This window comes from Vibrio sp. 14N.309.X.WAT.E.F5, assembly GCF_030397615.1.
Classification (GTDB): domain Bacteria; phylum Pseudomonadota; class Gammaproteobacteria; order Enterobacterales; family Vibrionaceae; genus Vibrio; species Vibrio lentus.
In genome coordinates this window covers 338,097-357,703 of sequence record NZ_JAPNXR010000002.1, presented here as the reverse complement: position 1 = coordinate 357,703, position 19,607 = coordinate 338,097, and the positions used below count along the sequence as shown (strand labels likewise).

18 protein-coding genes are annotated in these 19,607 nt (G+C 44.1%); 7 read left to right on the top strand and 11 right to left on the bottom strand.

Going from position 1 to position 19,607, the window contains the following annotated elements; genetic code table 11:
• Positions 1–100: 100 nt before the first annotated feature.
• Positions 101–703, top strand: a complete 603-nt coding sequence (locus tag OW495_RS03965; RefSeq protein ID WP_289885133.1) for a hypothetical protein — start codon at positions 101–103, stop codon at positions 701–703.
• 242 nt (positions 704–945) lie between these two features.
• Here OW495_RS03965 and OW495_RS03960 read toward each other — a convergent pair whose 3' ends face one another.
• From OW495_RS03960 to OW495_RS03935, 6 genes are all read right to left on the bottom strand, one after another.
• Positions 946–1,962 (bottom strand): GGDEF domain-containing protein, encoded by a 1,017-nt coding sequence (locus OW495_RS03960; protein ID WP_065105338.1) that lies wholly within the window; start codon positions 1,960–1,962, stop codon positions 946–948.
• 512 nt (positions 1,963–2,474) lie between these two features.
• Positions 2,475–2,687, bottom strand: a complete 213-nt coding sequence (locus tag OW495_RS03955; RefSeq protein ID WP_004730009.1) for a cold-shock protein — start codon at positions 2,685–2,687, stop codon at positions 2,475–2,477.
• A 361-nt stretch (positions 2,688–3,048) separates the two neighbouring features.
• Complete coding sequence (locus OW495_RS03950) at positions 3,049–4,326, bottom strand: cytosine deaminase (protein WP_065112724.1); 1,278 nt, start codon at positions 4,324–4,326, stop codon at positions 3,049–3,051.
• A gap of 9 nt (positions 4,327–4,335) precedes the next feature.
• On the bottom strand, positions 4,336–5,574 hold the full coding sequence (gene codB / locus OW495_RS03945; protein ID WP_076667865.1) for a cytosine permease: 1,239 nt from the start codon (positions 5,572–5,574) through the stop codon (positions 4,336–4,338).
• A gap of 738 nt (positions 5,575–6,312) precedes the next feature.
• Positions 6,313–7,536 carry an efflux RND transporter periplasmic adaptor subunit gene (locus OW495_RS03940; protein WP_289885129.1) on the bottom strand — a complete coding sequence of 408 codons (1,224 nt, stop codon included), beginning with the start codon at positions 7,534–7,536 and terminating at the stop codon, positions 6,313–6,315.
• Positions 7,530–7,922: an MFS transporter gene (locus OW495_RS03935; protein ID WP_289885126.1), complete on the bottom strand. Its 393-nt coding sequence runs from the start codon at positions 7,920–7,922 to the stop codon at positions 7,530–7,532. The genes OW495_RS03940 and OW495_RS03935 overlap by 7 nt, the downstream gene beginning before the upstream one ends.
• A gap of 134 nt (positions 7,923–8,056) precedes the next feature.
• Between OW495_RS03935 and OW495_RS03930 the strand changes: the two genes are divergently transcribed.
• The gene (locus OW495_RS03930; protein ID WP_289885125.1) at positions 8,057–9,064 is read left to right on the top strand and encodes an AraC family transcriptional regulator; all 1,008 of its coding nucleotides are present in this window, start codon (positions 8,057–8,059) and stop codon (positions 9,062–9,064) included.
• Positions 9,065–9,104: 40 nt separating this feature from the next.
• Here the strand turns inward: OW495_RS03930 and OW495_RS03925 are convergent, their stop codons facing one another.
• Positions 9,105–10,031 carry an urea transporter gene (locus tag OW495_RS03925; protein WP_289885122.1) on the bottom strand — a complete coding sequence of 309 codons (927 nt, stop codon included), beginning with the start codon at positions 10,029–10,031 and terminating at the stop codon, positions 9,105–9,107.
• Between the two features lie 82 nt (positions 10,032–10,113).
• On the bottom strand, positions 10,114–10,773 hold the full coding sequence (locus tag OW495_RS03920; RefSeq protein ID WP_102312822.1) for a pyridoxamine 5'-phosphate oxidase family protein: 660 nt from the start codon (positions 10,771–10,773) through the stop codon (positions 10,114–10,116).
• 90 nt (positions 10,774–10,863) lie between these two features.
• Here OW495_RS03920 and OW495_RS03915 point away from each other — a divergent pair, with 90 nt between their 5' ends.
• Positions 10,864–12,321, top strand: coding sequence for a PLP-dependent aminotransferase family protein (locus OW495_RS03915; RefSeq protein ID WP_102326832.1), 1,458 nt, complete (start codon positions 10,864–10,866; stop codon positions 12,319–12,321).
• 46 nt (positions 12,322–12,367) lie between these two features.
• Here the strand turns inward: OW495_RS03915 and yjeH are convergent, their stop codons facing one another.
• Entirely contained in the window at positions 12,368–13,633 is a 1,266-nt protein-coding gene (gene yjeH / locus OW495_RS03910; RefSeq protein ID WP_289885111.1) for an L-methionine/branched-chain amino acid transporter, read from the bottom strand.
• 243 nt (positions 13,634–13,876) lie between these two features.
• Here yjeH and OW495_RS03905 point away from each other — a divergent pair, with 243 nt between their 5' ends.
• From OW495_RS03905 to OW495_RS03895, 3 genes are all read left to right on the top strand, one after another.
• Entirely contained in the window at positions 13,877–14,338 is a 462-nt protein-coding gene (locus tag OW495_RS03905) for an Lrp/AsnC family transcriptional regulator (RefSeq protein ID WP_102291870.1), read from the top strand.
• A gap of 93 nt (positions 14,339–14,431) precedes the next feature.
• A complete protein-coding gene (locus tag OW495_RS03900) occupies positions 14,432–15,379 on the top strand; it encodes a LysR family transcriptional regulator (RefSeq protein WP_102291869.1) in 948 nt (315 codons plus the stop codon).
• Positions 15,380–15,479: 100 nt separating this feature from the next.
• Positions 15,480–16,094, top strand: coding sequence for a LysE family translocator (locus OW495_RS03895; protein ID WP_009845685.1), 615 nt, complete (start codon positions 15,480–15,482; stop codon positions 16,092–16,094).
• A gap of 108 nt (positions 16,095–16,202) precedes the next feature.
• On the opposite strand, the gene OW495_RS03890 is transcribed toward OW495_RS03895, so the two are convergent.
• Positions 16,203–17,366: an alpha/beta fold hydrolase gene (locus OW495_RS03890; RefSeq protein ID WP_289885102.1), complete on the bottom strand. Its 1,164-nt coding sequence runs from the start codon at positions 17,364–17,366 to the stop codon at positions 16,203–16,205.
• A 53-nt stretch (positions 17,367–17,419) separates the two neighbouring features.
• Entirely contained in the window at positions 17,420–17,650 is a 231-nt protein-coding gene (locus tag OW495_RS03885; RefSeq protein ID WP_029221973.1) for a hypothetical protein, read from the bottom strand.
• A 273-nt stretch (positions 17,651–17,923) separates the two neighbouring features.
• Here OW495_RS03885 and hcp point away from each other — a divergent pair, with 273 nt between their 5' ends.
• Complete coding sequence (gene hcp / locus OW495_RS03880; RefSeq protein WP_012600311.1) at positions 17,924–19,585, top strand: hydroxylamine reductase; 1,662 nt, start codon at positions 17,924–17,926, stop codon at positions 19,583–19,585.
• Positions 19,586–19,607: the final 22 nt, after the last annotated feature.

Sequence of the window (19,607 nt, the reverse complement as noted above, 5' to 3'; positions counted from 1 at the left end):
GACAAATAAGTTAAACGTTAGTTTGGAATAATTGCTCTAGGACACATTTTTGCTTTAAAAATCGGTGAATGTTCACCGGGTTAGTCAAGAGGGAAAGACTATGAATATGCTTACATTCGATAAAACAGAAATCCAAAAACAAACAAAACCATTTATCGCTGAAGCTGTCTTTGCCGTGGAGACTATCAGTGCCAAACAGCAAACTGAGAAGCAACTCAAAGCGAAGCAACTGCTAGACCGATTGTTCCCACTAGAGAACGGTTCACATCAAGATGTAACGAGCTACGTAGTTGATTACCGCCATATCATGGCTTATTTCAAAGATGGCCAACACAGCGGTCTAAAGCATCCTAAGCAGTTTGTGGCTTACATGGGTGAGAAGTGTGACCCAGACTCAATCTTGTTCCGAGATAGCAGTGGAAGCCATTTAGAAGTGATGTTTGGTTGTCACAAAGGGACAGGTTGCATTGAACTGGTCGATATCGATGATATTCAGCTAGAGTCATGCACTACTTTTGGCCAGTCACCAATGGAAGCGGTACAAGCGAATACTGAGCGTCAAGGGATCACGACAGCAATACGTCACTGGATCAGCCTAGTTCAAGGTGATGAGAAGGGTAAACCAAAAGCATGCAGCGAAGACAAAGAGTTCCGAGCTAAGAGCGGTGAAGATTATTGCCTTAATTACTGCTACGCACTTTAGTCTTTCGTACTCATGAAAGATGCTGAGTCATGAGTTAGCAATTTTGGTTGTCTTTAACATCAAACACTGACCACTGAGCATAAACGACAAAGCCCCAATGATTAACCTACTGGTTATTGATTGGGGCTTTTTGCTTTTCGATGTTAACTGCGAGTCTATTTTAGAACCTAGAACCTAGAACCTAGAGCTCAGGGCTTAGTAAGTACGCTGTTTAGCTGTAAATTTGTTCAGATGATTGCAGACTACAGCGGCATCACTCTATTGCGGCCGAGAGATTTTGCTTCGTAAAGTAGTTTATCAGCACGCTCGATCAGTGATTCCGCTGATTCACCAGGTTCAAGTTCAGCAACGCCAAACGATGCGGTGATGCTACCAACCTGTTGTCCACTGCGGCGATCTTTGATCGACAGTTTTTCCAGAGAACGCCTATTGGTCTCAGCAAGTTGACGTGCAATGCGTAATGATTTGTTCGGTACAATGAGAGCGAACTCTTCGCCACCGAATCGGTAAGCGGAAATCCCTTCGCGACACATTTGCTTTAACTTACGAGCAATACCCTTAAGAACCATATCGCCAAACAAGTGTCCGTAGGTGTCGTTGAAGTTTTTAAAATGGTCGATATCGAGAAGAATGAGGCATAACGACTGCTTAGCTTCGCACAACGTCTCTAAATCACGATCCAGAGAGCGTCGGTTATAAAGCGTGGTCGTGCTATCAAATAGCGCGTCTTTCTGTACTTCGACAAGTTGTGTCTTGAGTTTGCTGATTTCTGACGTTGCAGAGTTCAGTTGAGAGCTTAAGAACTGAGTCGAGTGTCGAATATTGCGAGATTCAGAAACCAGCTGACGGACCAACGACATCACTTCATCAATAGACAAACTTTCATTGTCGACACGAGATAAGTCTTCAAAGCTCTTATCGATCATCTCAGAGAAAGCTGAAGTGTCGGTGAGAGTATCGTTCATCGAGTTAGAAACCTCAGAAACTAACAGTTCTAGGTTTGCTCGTAGGTCATTGATATTGGTTTCGGATTTGCTTGCAACGTAGTTGTTGTAGAGCTGTTCACCTACCGCAGGAGGGCAGATACCGTAGTGCTCTAACACACCATCCATATCTTTGGTGAGCTGCGGGATAGCGTTGTCGACATAGGTGTACCAAAGTGCGTAATTTGCAGGTGTTGTCGACACTCTATTCTTCATCATAAGAGGCACCGCTTTTTTCAAATTAGCGGTGGATTTCTGAAATTCATCTTTGTTCATTATTTTTACTACAGATACCAAACCAACTAAAGCCACTTGTCGCTAGGTTAGCGGATTTTGCGTGTATTTGCTTTAAAAATTATATAATTAATGGATAAGGGTTGGATAAATCAATCATTTTTATTATGGAAATCGATTGCATATTTATATCGAACATTAAATCGATTGTTCTTTGACCAAAGAGGAGAAGGTTAGATTTGGAGTTTCACTAAGTCGATTGATGAGGGTTTAGCATAAAGTTGGTAACTGCTAAGAAGAATCGCTATGTTTTTGATAGATTGATTGGCTGTCTTCTAGGTGCTTTGAGAATCAATAGAAGATGAGCTTTGATAGGTTAGTTGAGTCGAGAGAGTTTGAGGAAAGCGGGTAGCTGAAAAGTAGGTAATATGACGCAGTGTAGAGGTGATGATAACGGGGACAGAGGCTTTATTTCAGGTAAGAAGTTTTATTGTAGGCATAAAAAAGCGCCGATAAAAATCAGCGCTTTAAAATTCTTTTTAGCTAAAAGCTAATTATTGAGCAACAACGTTTGCTGCTTGTAGGCCTTTTTGACCGTTTTCAACTTCGAAAGAAACCTTTTGGCCTTCTTTCAGAGTTTTGAAACCTTCTGAAGCGATTGCACGGAAGTGTACGAATACGTCAGCACCGCCGTTGTCTTGAGAAATGAAACCGAAACCTTTCTCTTCGTTAAACCATTTTACAGTGCCAGTATTTGTGTTAGACATAATTTGTCCCTTATTCATAAATTTTCTAAATTGTTGATTGCATTACTGCAATGCGCTGATAATTGAATTATTTAATATTGCTAAGAAATAAGGAAAAACTACTTACAAAAACGGGTAACGATTTTACATGTCATTTTTTACTATTTATCTAACTTAAATAACTCCGGCTAACAGAGCGAGTGCATGTTAACACAGTCTTTCCGGTTGTACACTCATTGATTGAGAAATCAGCGAGTTTTTTTGTCATGTTGTGCTCGTTAACAAAACTACCCTTAATAGTTGATAGTTTTATAAAGTTACACGCTATGACAAAGTAAAAAGGAAGCCTGTAGCTTCCTTTTCTTCATCAGTATAGACGATATTAACGCTTGAAGTTGATATCTTCTGTCTGATCTAAGTTAATTTTTGTTTTCGCAGGTTGCGTTTCAGCGATGACCTTGCCGTGTCGTACCGAGTATTGAACAGGCACTTGGCGACGAACAGCATCAAAACCGTTGTCTGCTGGCAAGATCAGTAGGCTACCAGGCTTACCTTCTTCAATACCGTAGTTGTCTTGAATGTTCAGAGTACGAGCTGAATTCTTGCTGATCAAATCAAGTGAGGTGTTGATTTGGTCGTAGCCCATAACTTGTGTTACGTGCAGTCCCATGTGCAGAACTTGCAGCATATTCGCTGTACCCAGTGGGTACCATGGGTCAAACACATCATCATGGCCGAAACACACATTGATATTAGCCGCTAGCATCTCTTTAACACGAGTCACGCCACGGCGCTTCGGGTAGTCATCGAAACGACCTTGTAAGTGAATGTTTACTAACGGGTTCGCGACGAAGTTAATACCCGACATTTTTAGCAAGCGGAATAGGCGAGATGCGTAAGCACCATTGTAAGAGCCCATTGCTGTCGTATGGCTTGCCGTTACTTTTTCACCCATGTCGAATTTATGAGCAAGAGCCGCCAGTGTTTCAACAAAGCGAGATTGCTCGTCATCGATTTCATCACAGTGAACGTCGATCAGGCAGTCGTATTTGCGTGCAAGCTCGAACGCATAGTGCAGAGATTCAATACCGTACTCACGAGTAAATTCGAAGTGAGGGATAGCACCAATAACGTCAGCACCGATCTTCACAGCTTCTTCAAGCAATTCTTTGCCGTTAGGGTATGAAAGAATGCCTTCCTGAGGGAATGCAACGATCTGAATGTCGACCCACTCTTTCATCTCTTCACGAACTTCAACCATTGCTCGTAACGCAACTAACGTTGGATCCGATACATCAACGTGAGTACGCACGTGTTGAACACCGTTAGCAATCTGCCATTTCAGTGTTTGTTTCGCACGAGACTTTACGTCTTCGATTGATAACAATTCTTTACGCTCAGCCCAACGCTCAATACCTTCAAACAAAGTACCAGAGATGTTCCAGTTAGGTTCTCCAGCCGTTTGCGTAGTATCTAGGTGAATATGCGGTTCACAGAAAGGAGAAACTGCAATGCCACCTTCAGCATCAAGGATCTCACCTTGATGATTGATTGGCGCGTCATTATCGAGAATGCGAGAAAATTGACCATTTTCAATCAGGATTTGTTTCAAGCCATCTTGGTCTTGAAGCTTCGCGTTCTTGATTAATAAGGTTGTCATAGTGTGTCCTTAAGCGGCCTGAGATTTCAGAGCGTTTTTATTCAATAGAGGGTTAAGCACGAGGTAACTGATCGCACCACCAAACACGGCGTTCAAAGGAACGATGCCAGGAAGGAAGTGACCAGCGGCTACGCCTGTTGCTACCGCGATAATGCCAGCCCAGTTAACGGTTTGGAACTCTGCTTTTGCAAAATCTTTGTAACGTTTACGGTTCGCAAAGAAGTCGGCGATGATTACGCCACCAATCGGTGGAATTGCCAGCGAAAGGAAGGTTAACCAGCCGACGAAGTTGTTGTATAACCAAAGCGCGAAAATCGTACCTACGATGCCGTTAATGATAGACATTGTAGTACTTGAGCGGCCAGTGATGTTGGATAAACCAAGACCTGACGCATAAAGTGCGTTTTCATTGGTTGTCCAGATGTTCAAGCCTAGAACGATGATGGCAGGAAGAAGTAGTCCTTGCGCAATCATCACATCTGAAATGTCAGAGAGACCCGTCGCTGCTGCACCGGCTGCACCAAAGATAAACATCAGTGAGTTACCGATGAAGAACGCGACCATTGTAATTAATACTGCGCTCGCTGGCTTTTTACCAAAGCGAACGAAATCGGCAGTTAAAGTACCTGCACTCACGAATGAACCGACAACCATTGCTAACGCCATTGAGAAGTCCATTGGTGTTTCCGGCTCGATGAGTTGTAGCTGTTCTAGCCCGCCAACACTGTCTACCGCGGTCAGTACTGAGTAACCACCCAGAATGGCAATCGCAGGAACGGCAACCGCCGAGAGTACCATTAGCGCTTTAATACCGAAATACACCGTACCGGTCATCAACAACCCTGATACAACAATCAAGGTGTTGGTATCAATGCCCGTGGCTTTCTGTACCGGAATCGCAAACATGGCAACGCCCACACCAAACCAACCGACTTGTGTACCACCAAGTAGCGCAGAAGGAAGCCATGAGCCTTTAGTACCGAAAGAGAAACGAGCAAGGAGGTGAGTAGAGAGGCCAGTAGATGAGCCGATGTAGCCAAGAAAAGAAGTGTAAATACCAAGAATTAGGTTACCGATGAGAACGGCGAGGAAGAAATCGTTGAAAGAAAGACCTGTCCCGAGTGAACCACCTGTCCACATACTTGCAGAGAAGAAAGTGAGCCCAAGCATTACCATGGTGAGTGAAGCAACTCCTTTCCTAGCCGATGTTGGAACCGGCCCAAGACTGTAGTTATTATCCGCAGCCATCTTTTACCTCCGCAATTGATCAAAATTAAAAATAACGGTCGCCGTATTGCAGGCAAACGAGCGCATTATGGTGATATAAACCACATAGTCAATGCTAGTTTTGTCAATAAGTCAGCTATTAAAGCAGCTTTGTTAAAAATAGACATTTAAAACATAAGGTTACTTTTTAAATTTATTTTTTAAAAATAATTAGAAAACGTTTTCTATGACGTAGATGATGAGTCAGGATTGAACTTCACTATGAATGCTAGCGATTATAGCCGTGAATGGGTGTCTGTATATTGGATGGACGATGTTTCTTAAATTGCAGGCAAAAAAATGGCCAATCGCAATATTCGCAATTGGCCTATATATATCGTGAACAAGAAAGGTTCACTAACAACGTCAGTTGGCTAGGTGACCCTCGGCTTAAGAAGGGTCAATATATACATTGCAGATAGCGTGCCAACTTTTAAACCTATGAATTGGGCTGTTTTACAGCAATTTGGTGCGTATTTGAAAGGTGTTTTTGCATTATGAAAATGCATTTTGCGAATTGTTGATGCTCTGCAACCAATTTTACATTTTATCAGTAAGGGAAATTGAGTATTTTCAAGTGTGGTAAGTAGGCGATAAAGACAAGAAGCCAGTTTGATACTCAAACCAAAACAGAGACTAAAGCCAACGCAAGCATTAAAAAAGCCCACATGACATCAGTCTATGTGGGCTTACTATTGGTTCTAATTTATTGAAGTCGTGTTATATCGAATAGAAGAAGTACAGTTGCGACTTCATTCTGATAATGATTCCACGGATAACATCTAAGAATGCCATAAAGCTGATTGGCTTTTCGCCACTCACCCATGCCAGTCCAACAGAGCCTACTGGGATATCATAGCCTTCTGTTTCTTCGATCTTCAGTCTCACGAAGTGGTGTTTGTTTTGAAGATTCCGTCCGGTTGTTACTCGAACCTGTTCATCAATACCAAGTAAACTGGCTTGTGCTTCACCTGTCGCTTCAACAATACCTTCGACGGTCGCAGAGAAAACCTTTCCAGGATAAACCGGCGTAGCAAATTCAGCAGGCTGGCCCACTTTTACGTTACGAATCGCTTGGTGATTAACCCGCATTAGCACGTACTTCTCTTCTGTATACATCTGGATACGAGGCATCATTGAGACTCGTTGCCCTTCACGAAGAATAAAGTTAGTCACAAAGCCATCTGTCGGGGCGGTGACTTTGGTGCTGTTAAGGTCCCATTGCGCTTGGGCTAAGGTTGCCTTTGCAGAGTCGACTTCAGTTTGCTTTTTACTGACGTTCGTTTCTGCTTTGTGGATGTTTAACTTCGCGTTCTCGGCGTCGACTTCTTTTTTACTCAGTTGAGATTCCAAAGTGGTGACGTTATGTGTTGCTAAGTCTACCTTGGCCGTTTGCTGGTCTATGTCGGCCTCAGTAATCGTATGTTTAACAACATTGTTTTGTCGCTGGTAACGAGAGAGAGTCTTCGATTGAAGGACTAAGTCTGTTTTTGCTGATTCAATTTGTGCGATAGACGCTTTGATGTCTTCAAGCGCAGACTGATGACTGATCTCTGCGATGCTGACTTCTTGTCGAGCGGTATCTAAGGCTACGTGAGCAGATTCAAGTTGAACGCTTGCTTTGTCTCTCGCGATGACATATTTGGTGTCATCAATCTCGTAGATTAACTCACCTTTCGTCACGTCTTGGTTTGGACTGATGTGAACCTTGGTGGTTTTGCCGGTGACCGATGTTGAGTCTGGACGCAGCTGAATATGGGGAGACTGTACAACCGACCCGCCAGACAGATCCATTGGGGTAAAGTTGACCAACCCAACCCAGACGAACAGTAACCAAGACGTGCCACCTAAGTAAGCAAACGCCTTAGTACCTTTGTTCCACGGCATGCCCACTAAGCGCAGCAAATAAATAAAGAGTGCCCATACAGCCAAACCTTCTAACATGCTGGGTTCTCCTTATTATCAACCGATTGAGTGCTGTTTACGTTGCCGACAGTATTCGCATTGCTATTACTCGTACTCTCTGTGCTGGTGTTGCTTGGTGCACGCCATGTATCTCTAAGGTTGATAATGGCTTTTTCCATATCAACAAACGACACGATTACTGCGAGTACCCATACCCAGTGCCATATGAAGCCAATCCACGTTAAAGCGGTGATTAAACCGAGCTGGTGGTGCTCTTTACTGTGAGCTTTATTGATTGGTAATTCATGAATACGCCAAAAGCCGTAACAGGCTGCTGCGATTGTTGCGACCAACACAACGCCTGCTACAACGTGTAATGCGGTATCTGCGCCTGTTCCAACGAATGGGACACTTAGTAAACTCATTGATCAACCCTAAGTAAAATTTGAACGCCGAGTGTGATGGAATGCAAATTTACAGGTTGTAATTTCACAGATTACGTTAATAATCGACATTAAATGACGTGATTAGTGTTTGGTGTGTAAGGAAAGACGCTCATATGAATAATTCTAACTTCCTGAGAGCATTAGGTATTTGGGGAATATACCAGTACGCAGTTGCTTACGATGGTGTTGATGCCGAACAATTGGGCATTCCAAGCTCGGTATTTAAGAACCCGATGAACCTCATTCCTGTACGTGAAGTAGACCGTTGGTTTGTGGGCCTTGAGCAACAAACTAACGATCCTGACATCATATTAAAGCTTGCTGACCGTGTAGAAATTGAAAAGCTTGGCCCACTATCGAATTGGATTTTCTCTGGTCATGATTTGGCCTCGACGATCCGTCGAGTGAACACCGGGCTACACTGCTTACAGTCTGGGGCTTACCTGTATGGGGCCCAAGTGGGGAACCTTATCAAGTGGTGTTATCACAACCCATCTTATTCGGAGGCGGGGAAGGTTCATGACTCGGTTCGAGTCGCTATCTTTATGATGAAGATATTGCGTTGTTACCTAGGGGAGGACTTTAAGCCAGCAGCTGTGACAATTGCGGGGCGTCGAGAGAATGCTGCACTTTATCAGGAGTACTTTGGTTGCAATATTCAGTGGGACAAACCGAGAACCGAGGTGTGGTTACCAAGTAAATTAAGGCTCTCTACCAACCAATCTCCGTCCGTCAGTAAAATGAGCCTGGCCATGAATTTTCATGACTTGGACAACTATCTAAATATGCCTGATGCTGCCGATGACCATAAAGTCACCTATGAAATGATCAATTACAGCCGTCATTTTGGCTTGCCCACCTTAAGTAAGGTATCCAGCTTATTGGGGTTGTCTGAGCAGCAGTTTCAGCGTCGGTTACACGATCTCGGCGTTAACTTTTCAACTATCACTGGTTACGTGCTCAGCAATATCGCGGTTGAGTTGTTGAGGTATTCATTGCCCATTGAAGAGGTGGCAAAACGTTTAGGTTATACCAACGTGGCGAGCTTTAATCGTATGTTCAAAAAGCATCGGGGTTTGACGCCTAAGCAATATGCAGAGCGCTTTCAGTTGGATAGTTAGCTTCGTTATCAGTAATAAGCATCGTTAGCCATAACCATGATTATTTAGTTGGAGTAGAGTTTGTACTGTTCGAACCTTTCTTTCTAAGCCGACTGGCAAAATAAACCATGCCCCACGTGCTTAAAATGAATGGTGCGGTAAGCGGAACGAGTTGTAATTTGTGAAAGCCCAAAGTGACTAAGCAGGTTAGAAGCATGGATAGAATAATCAGTGGCCAAGGGACGCGTTGATATAGCACAAGCGCTAAGGTCGCAAGCACAGCATTGTAACCATACAGGCCTTGTTTGATCAGTTCGTCAGAGACACCGATTAACTGGCTGAAAACGGTGCCGACGGTCACCGCAAGTATTACCCATAGCGCATGCTTAATATTGTTGAACGCAATCGCAGCCAAGATAACTAACCCCGATAACTCATTGTTGATGAAGCTGACTTGGCTGATGCCTTTTAACAACGTTATGGCCATGCTTGGTAGGTTCAACCAATCGTTGAATGTTAAAAACGCTGTCGACTGTAGCGTAGTGTTTGAGGGTGTGAAAAAAGGGAGGTTCAAGCCTGATTGAAGCATGTAGATAAACCAAGAGGTGACAATAAAGGCACTTGTGTAACCGCGATACTTCTTAAAGCTAAACACGATCTTGGCGATGGGTACGGTTATCAGCGAGCCGAGGGCTACTACTATAATCAGCCACCCATTTACTTCAAAAAAATTCCCGATGAACAAAGCAATCAGTGCGCCATTTAGCGCATACATGCCATTCTCAATATCATGAGACGGTTTATTGGTCAGTAAGGCAAATCCATAGCTGCAACTCGCACCGAATAAGGTAAGAAAAGCCAGTGACAGTGACTCAATTGAAATAGCGAGCAATAGCAGAAAGGACGTCATGACAGATGACGTGAAATAGACTTGCCCAATACCATTGAGCAAGTCTTGAAGTGGGAGAGTTTCCTTATTCTTCTGCATTGTCTGATTAACTATTTAGTTATGTTAAAAATTTGATAAACCAGATTGTATACAATTATCCTTTGCTGACCACCTTGTCGTGTTAATTCTGATACCAACGTTCGCCATAGGCTGATTGATAATCAGGCTTATCGATGACGCCTTCTTGCTCAGGCACCGTTTCTAATGGCCCTACGATCGTTCGATAAGGTAATACGCCAGCCCATACTGGGATATCCATATCGGTTTTATCATCATTCACACCATGTTTACCAATCTTCACGGAGGCTTCCGTTAAAGGTATCGCCAATAACTCGGTCGCGGTGAGTTCTTTTTCATTACTGAGCCTGACTTCATCGGTTCTGCCCGGTGCGATTTGCTCAATAAAGATATTCAACAAGCGATCCTTTTCTTGGTTGTCATCGATGACTGAAAATGACCCCAACACCACAGCAGAACGATAATGCGCACTGTGATGAAATGCCGAACGAGCTAACACCCAACCATCGAACAAAGTGAACGTTAAACAGGTTGGCTCTCCTTTTTTTAAGCCTTTCAACAAGCGGCTGTTTTTAGCGCCATGAATGTAGACCTTGTCATCCACTCGCCACGCGAGCATTGGAATAACCATTGGTCCATGTTCGCCTTGCAATGCAATGTGTGCGATTAAGCTCTCATCTATGATTTGATGAAGTTTCTCTTGTTCAAATACGGCTTTGTGAGCCCCTTTTTTAATCGTAGTTCTTTTCGTGTTAGATAACATAATCGCTCCTTAATCATTGCCTTTTGATTAATGTAGCGATTAACTGGTCTCTTAAATAGAGCCACTTTTAAACACTATTTGGATCCAGTTATGCAGCCTATTGATGTCGGTGACCTACAGTTAGACGAGCAACATGACACACGTCAAACCGCCTTGTTTCATGCGATCAGAGAAAAGATCGTTCAAGATTTATGGAGCAAAGGCAGCAAGTTACCTTCAACACGTAAGTTGGCCGTAGAACTGTCGGTAAGTCGAAATACGGTGATTTACGCGTATGAACAATTGGTCACCGAGGGCTATATCGAGAGTAAGCAAGGCTCAGGGTTTTATGTCTCGGTTGAACAACCAGAATACTTTCTAAGTTTGTCTCAACCGAAGTGTGTTCAGGATGCGAAGATTCAACAAACCGTCAGTAAACCGAGTGCAAACATAGCGAAACCTAACGACATTAACCGCAGTTTTGCGCCCGGAGTCCCTGACTTAGATGCGTTCCCTTTTGCGAAATGGCAGAGGCTGCTGCAACGTCACTCTACACGTCAGAACATTGCGGGTAATCAAGAGGTTCAGGGAAGCTTGGCCTTGAGGGAAGCATTGAGCGGGTATCTTGCAAGCAGTCGCTCGGTTCACTGCAGTGCCGATAGAATCATCATCACCGCAGGTGCGCAGCAAGCCATCTCAATTGGTTTGATGGCGACGTTAGCGATGGGGGACAAAATCCTTGTGGAAGAGCCCGGCTATCGACAAGTGCATAAAATCATCGATCTGTTGAGGCTAGAGTTAGACGGTGTGAGTGTGCGTGAAAAGGTTGGATTAGATATTGAAAAAGTGTTGTCCAGTAATGCTAAGGCTCTGTATGTCACCCCAAGTAACCAATACCCAATGGGCACGACCTTAAATACTGAGCAACGCCTTAAGCTGATCGATTGGGCCAATCAAAATCAGTCATGGATCATTGAAGATGACTACGACAGTGAGTTTCAGTTTGCTCATCGCCCTTATACCAGCATGCAAGGTTTGGCGGGAAAGTTAGGGTTCGATGATCGCATCATCTATGTCGGTTCCTTGAGTAAGGTGATGTTCAATGGCTTGCGACTAGGTTATTTGGTGGTGCCAGAAAGTCTGGTGGCGAAGTGTCTTGAGATTAAAGATGCGCTCACTGGAGATACAGCGTCACATACACAAGAAGCGCTGGCGGATTTTGTTCGCGAAGGCGATTTATTGCGTCATATCAGAAAGATGCGTCGTTCATACAAACTCAAGCATGAAGCGATGATAGAAGCGATTAAAAGTGAGTTTCATGGCGATCTTGAAGTGATCAGTCAGGCTGCAGGGCTACATGTGACCGTGAAGTGGTATCAAGGGATATCTGAACATGAGTGGAGCCGTAGGGCAGAGCTTGAAAATATCATCATTCGTCCTTTTGACTTTTATGAATATGGATCAAGTGATGCTCGTGATTGGAGTGGTGCAGTGCTGGGGTTTGGTAATATCCGACTGGCTGACATAAAGCCGAAGATCAAACAGATCGCTCGGCTTTTTTATCAGTAATATTGGTAGGGCTTGTTTACAATTTTCTGATTCATCACTAATCGAGTTACAACTTGTCGATAGAGACGGTGGGTTTACCCAACCATTTGCGCCAAGGGAGTGACAATGTCACAAAAACAGTCACTGCATAGAGCATCGACCAACTTAGGCAGATAAACACCAAGGTACAGATGACCAGTGAAATCATGGCTGTGTATCTCGATGCGCCAGTCAGTAATCGGCAGGCCGCTAACATCGCAAGCAGATAAACTAGAACAAAAATACCATTGGCGAGTTTAAGAAAGAATTCGAGATCCAAATTAGACAGCTCGCCGATTACACACGAAATAAGCGCAATAAAGCCGATTGCTAAGGTTGGATAAAGTGGTACGCCACGGCTGTTGAGCTGCGCCATTTTATTGGTCGGAGTGTGTTGGCGAGCTTGAGCCCAAATCATGCGAGACAAGCTTTGGGTGTAAAGGTTTAGGCTAGCAAAACAAGCAAAGAAGCCAAGTACACTGATGACGGTTTTAAAGCCATTGCCAAACAGTTGCTCTGTCACCCACGGGATAGAGGCAGCATCAAATTCCGGCGAACCATAAGCGCCTAGCTTGATAATAACCACTGAACAAGCCCAGTACACTAAGCCTGCGACGAAACATCCGGCAATGATGGCGATGGGGAAGTCACGCTGTGGATTCTTAAATTCCTCTCCCATGTGAGCAAAGGCTTCGATTCCTACAAAGCACCAAAACATAACCGCCAGTGCAGCACCAATAGACCACATTGAATCGGATGTCATAGTCGGAAGCGCGATGTCAGCGGCAGTAATGTCGGCTTTCCAGACAAAAGCGCTGACTAAAGCAAAAATCGATAAGGCAATTACGGTTTGCAAGCGGCCTGAAGACTTACTGCCCATCAAATTGACGGCAATAAGCAGAGCGACGGTAAAGGATTGAGCACCTAATGGTGTGTCGAGTGGTGCTGGTAACAGTTGTTGAGCAAAGCCTCCTGCCAATGCAATCGCCGCTGGAATACCAACAGGAATAACACTCACAAACAACCAAGCCACACTGGTTTCTAATCGCTCGCTGAATGCTTGGCGCACAAAATAGGCCGTGCCCCCTGCATTGGGGTAGCGTTTCCCTAATGCTGCGAAGGTTAGTGCAATCGGGCAAATGGCGATAAACAGGATTAACCATGCTAGTAGTGATAACTGCCCTGCAATGCCTGCCGCGATAGCTGGGATCATAAATAATCCTGTGCCAAGCAAGGTCGTAGAGAGTTGTCCAATTCCTGAAATAAGCGTGATTTCTTGTTTGAGTTGCGTCATTCGCTGTCCTTGCTATTGGCTTTGATATCGGTTTTATGATGCAGTCTTGTGAGGCTGAGATTGAAAGCATACATTGTCGACATCAATAATACAGCTAGCGAAACGTCTTAAGACACCGTCAATTTAACGGTATTAATTTGATTAAGCGTGAAAGTGTCGGCTGTCATAATGGCTGTTATAAGTAAGAAAGTTGTGTCAAATTAGGCGTTATAAATAGAACAATAAATGGAAAGAATCAGAAGCATGGATAAATTTGATCGCCAAATTTTAGATATTCTAAAAACTAACGCTCGATGTTCAGTGAGCGATATCGCCAAAGATGTCAGCCTGTCTCGCTCTGCGGTGAACGCCAGAATCAAGAAGCTGGAAAACGATAAGATCATTACAGGATATTGTGCACAGGTGACCGAGCCTGATTTACCGAAGAACGTTGGCGCTTATATCTCTTTGAAGTTTGACATGTCGAGCAGTAACCATAATTGTGAGTCTTACGCTAAAAATATCTACGCCATTGATGGTGTGCAGTGGTGTCACTCTATCAGCGGTGAGACCGACATGATGCTTTATGTTGAAGTTGAAAGCATGGAGCGTTTGAACCAAATTCGCGACCAGCTGCAAGGCTATCCTGAACTTCGACATCTTATGACTCATACTGTCTTAACGGAATTCTTCAACAAGCAAACTTCGTCTTTTAATATGTCTTGAGTTAATGCCGCTTACATTCACTGTGTCGTCATTTGTCCGTACTTACTCAACTTATTGTTACTCACTCTATTCTTATTCACTCTAAGGTTGCTGATGTTAGGTAATATCAATTTAAATTTACTGCGGTCGCTGCATGTGCTTCTTGAAGAGTGCCATGTCAGTCGAGCCGCTCAGCGTCTGCACATCACGCAGTCGGCGGTGAGCCGTCAATTGGCTCAGCTTAGAGATCTATGTGGTGATCCTCTTCTGGTTCGTGATGGGAACAAACTGGTTCCAACCAACCGTGCTTTGTTGCTTAAAGGCAAGCTCGATGACTTGCTGGGCGAGTTTGACCACCTCTTAGATGATAAGCCATTTGATCCACAAGATTGGCAAGGTGAATTGGTGTTGGCTTCGAGTGATTATGTTGCTCAGTATATCTTACCCATTATTGTGTCCGAGGTATCGAAGGACGCGCCTCATATCAACTTGGCTTATCGTTTGTGGCAGCCTAACTTCCTTGAAACGCTCAATGAATCAGGTATTCACTTGGCGTCGAGTATGTTCCCCAAAAAGCCGGATCATGTCTCAAGTATCAAGCTCGGAGAGGATAAGTCCGTGTGTTTGATGAGAGCCTCTCATCCGTTGGCTAAGCAATCAGCCATAAGCTCGGAAGACATCGTGAGTTACTCACATATCAAAGTCACGGGTGGGGGAGACAAAGACAGCTATTCGGATATTGCGTTAAAGAAACAGGGACATAAACGCAGAATCGCATTGCAGGTACCGTTCTTTTCATCGGCGGGAAACGTGTTAATGCAAGACGACTACTTGATGATTGTGCCGGAGCATATTGCTTACAACTTGGGTCGACACCTCGATGTCGCTTACTTTTCGCTGCCGTTTGAGACAGAAATGCATACCTATTGGCTGATGTGGCATCCTAAGTATGACAACGACTCTGCCCATAAATGGGCTCGAGAGAAAGCGTTTAAAGCCATCCAAAAGTCGAGTTATAATATCAGTATGATTTCAAATCATACCAGTAATGATAATCTTTGATTTCAAATAATACCTACTGCGGCTTATTGTAAGCGCTAAGTATTGAGTATTAATTGTAGAGTGTTCAGCTGGAACGCTTTGTTTTACTAGGAATGGAATGATGACAGTAACAATTTGGTTTTCTTTATTAGCGATCTGCTTGTTGGGTGCAATGTCTCCGGGCCCAAGCTTGGCGATGATCGCTAAGCACAGTTTGGCTGGTGGCCGTATGAACGGACTTATTGCAGCTTGGTCACACGCTGCGGGCATAGGTATTTACGCGTTCGCAACCATTGTCGGTTTAGCCGTTGTGCTTGAGCAATCACCAATGTTGTTCAAAGGGATCAGTTTAGCGGGTGCAGCGTATCTGCTCTATCTCGGTGTAAACGCGTTGCGTTCGAAAGGTGGTGTTGCCGCGAAATTGGAAGCGGGTGAACAGATGAGCTACATGCAGTCTGCTCGCGAAGCTTTCTTGATCTCAATCTTGAGCCCTAAGATCGCTCTGTTTTTTATCGCTCTATTTAGCCAATTTGTGGCGTTAGGTAACGAACTGAGCAATCAAGTGATTATTGTCTCAACCCCACTGATTGTTGATGGCCTTTGGTATACCTTTATTACTTTGGTGCTCTCTAGCCCGTTGATCGTAGAGCGCATTCGAGCAAAAGCGCAGTTGATCGATCGATTGTCAGGCGTGGTGTTGATTCTGCTTGCTGTGCGTGTGGTGTGGACGATATAGCGATAGTTCATATACTGGCCAGAAACGATATCCATTAAAAAGGCTCACTAGACGTTATCTAGTGAGCCTTTTGACTTCTATGGATTGGCTTCGACAGTCTTGAGCTTGTTAGCCTTCTGAATTCAGAACCGCATCGAGTTTTTCCATGGAATCTGAAAAGTACGGGTTGTAGGTCAAACGCGCATGGTTTTTACCTTCTTCACGATATCCCCAAGCTGAGTACCACACTTCACTTGTCGCGTTGCACTGTGCTTCAAAACCTTCCTCTTGACCATTGGAGCAGATCTTCTCGCTACCATTGATCCCGTAGTAAGGATTGCTTGGTGAGAACAGTAAGCCCATATGAGAACCGTTCGAAATACGTTGCTCTGGGATCTTCATGCTGTATTGAACAGCGCGAGGATCATCAAGTGTGGTTTCCCCTTGCCAAACTAAGACATTGTTTGGGTTTGGCATAGACTCAGTAAATGCTTGTTGAACGAAGCGGGTATCAATCACACTGTCGCCTTCACTCATCATGATAAATACAGGCTTATCGAAGTGTTTATCTTGTAAGTCTTCGCGAACCACTTCTGATGTCTCGTAGTAAACAGAGGCACCGTTCATTGGCAATGAGTTGTAACGCAGTACATTGTCTTCAGGATCTTGATCCGCCCAAGTGACAAAGTAGCTTGCTAGCCCTGCATATTGAACCGCAGACGAACTCGGTTGGAACGCAGGAGAAAATAACAGTAATCCAGAGATCTTAGGATCGTTCATCGCCTGCGAAGTCACAAGGTTCGCACCTGTTGAATAACCGCCAAGCCACACAGAATCATACTCTTGCTCCAATAGCTTCGTATGATGAGCCACCACGCCCTGCCAATCTTCTAAGTTTGGCTGCATTAAGTCGCCAACACGACTGCCGTGGCCCGGTAGCAATACCGTTCTCACTAGGTAGCCTTGTTCTGCTAAGTGCGTTGCGATGTCTTTAAACGAGTAGGGTGAATCACCTAACCCATGAACCAATAAAACTGCCTTACCGTTAGGTTTCGCAGGTTGATATTCGGTAGGTGAATTGAGTTGAATCTCTAGCTGCTTGTCTTTGGTCATGAACACACGATTTTTCAGTAACCAATCTTGAGTATCGTTCACGTAGGCGTCAAAGCTGTCTTGCTGATATTCAGGCAAGTTAGGAGATGTTTCGTAAGCGGGTGCGATGGTCTCGTTGGAACAACCAACGAGACTTAAAGTCGTTAAGGCCAGCAGTGCTAGGAGGGGTTTTCTTTGCATTATGTAATGTTGTCTCTGTTGTGCTTTCACTATGTCTGAAGCTAAAGTTTAGATTACTTTCTGCTTGAAAGGTCTTCGTATTCACCTTCAATAACACCGGCATCATTGGTTGATGACTGACGCGTGTTCATATGAGCTGCGAAACCTTGTTTCTTCATTTGATTCTGAATGCGCTTGCCAGTAATTAAAGCTGCGATAGCCAAAGGAATAGCAAGAATCAAGCTTGTGAATAGCGCCAAAAGGCCGGTAAACAATGCAACAATCGTAACTAATATATTTTTCATATTCATTCCTCTCTTTCTATGTTGTTACTTTATCGCTTCTATTCTGAACGAAACATGAACACCGTAAAATATTCTTCAGAGTCACTATGACACAGGTGTGTGTGGTTTTCGGGTTTATATGTAGTCATATTCACGCACTAAAAATATGGAATTTACTTAAGTTTATAAAAATCAATAACTTAAAAGTTGGCACGCTTGATGCTCTATAGGGTTTGGAATAAGTCACTGTAAGCAAAGCACTTACAGCTAATAAAAAATTACTGGAGCCCCTTTATGTTCTGTATTCAATGTGAACAAACGATTCAAACCCCAACCGTAAAAGGCTGTTCTTTCGCACAAGGCATGTGTGGAAAAACCTCGGAAGTATCCGACCTTCAAGACGTGTTGGTGCATTCTCTTCAAGGTGTTTCTTTTTGGGCAAGCCTAGGTCGCGCTTGCGATGTTATTGATACAGAAGTTGATGAGTGGGCGCCAAAAGCGTTCTTCGCAACACTGACTAACGTTAACTTCGACCCTGCTCGTATTATCGAATTCGCACAACAGTCTCATGAATTCAAGCAGCGTTTAGAGCAAAAAGTTCGTGCAGCAGCAACATTGATTGGTTTTGAAATTCCAGAGCTTTCTGCAGCAGCACAGTTCGATCTTCCAACAGATTCTTCAGAGCTATTGGCACTTGCGCCTCAAGCTGCTGTAAACCGTGGTCACGACTCTCAACACGAAGATGTGATTGGTCTACGTCTTCTTTGCCTATACGGCTTAAAAGGTGCGGCAGCCTACATGGAGCACGCTCGTGTTCTTGGTCAAACTGATGACGCTATTTTTGCTGAATACCATGAAATCATGGCGTTCCTAGGTACAGATCCATCAGATCTAAAACAGTTACTTGATACATCAATGCAGATTGGCTTGATGAACTACAAAGTAATGGAAATGCTAGACAAAGGCGAGACAGATACCTTCGGTCACCCGCAACCAACAACCGTGAATGTGAAGACTAAAAAAGGTCACTGTATTCTTGTTTCTGGTCACGACTTGCATGATCTAGAAAAGATCCTTCAACAAACCGAAGGCAAGGGCATCAACGTTTACACTAACGGTGAGATGCTACCAGCACACGGTTACCCAGAGCTAAACAAGTACCCACACCTTGCGGGTAACTACGGCAGCGCTTGGCAGAACCAGCAAAAAGAATTCGCTAACTTCCCTGGCGCAATTGTAATGACGTCTAACTGCCTGCTTAACCCTGATGTAGGTTCTTACGCAGACCGTTTGTTTACACGCAGCATCGTAGGCTGGCCGGGTGTTGATCACCTTGAAGGCGACGATTTCAGCGCAGTAATTGATTGTGCACTAGCGCAAGAAGGTTTCAAACACGACGAGATCGAGCAAATGATCACTGTCGGTTTTGGTCGTAACGCCTTGATGGAAGCGGCACCTGCAGTTGTTGAGCAAGTTAAAGAAGGTAACATCAAACACTTCTTCCTAGTGGGTGGTTGTGACGGTGACAAATCTGAACGTAGCTACTACACAGATTTCACAGCTCAAGCGCCAGAAGATTCAGTAATCCTGACATTGGCATGTGGTAAATTCCGCTTCAACAAAAACCAATTTGGTGACATTAACGGTATCCCACGTCTGTTAGATGTTGGCCAATGTAACGATGCTTACTCAGCGATTCAACTTGCTATCGCACTGTCTCAAGAGTTTGATTGTGGTATCAATGAACTTCCGTTAACGCTGGTTCTATCTTGGTTCGAGCAAAAAGCGATCGTTATCTTGCTTACTCTGTTCGCTCTAGGTGTGAAAGGTATCTACACAGGCCCTACAGCACCTGCGTTCCTAACTGAAAACCTACTTAAGATTATGCAAGACGAGTTCGATATGCGTTCTATTTCAACGCCAGAACAAGATCTTAAAACAATCTTAGCGGCTTAATTTAAGCCAACCTGAAGCCTCG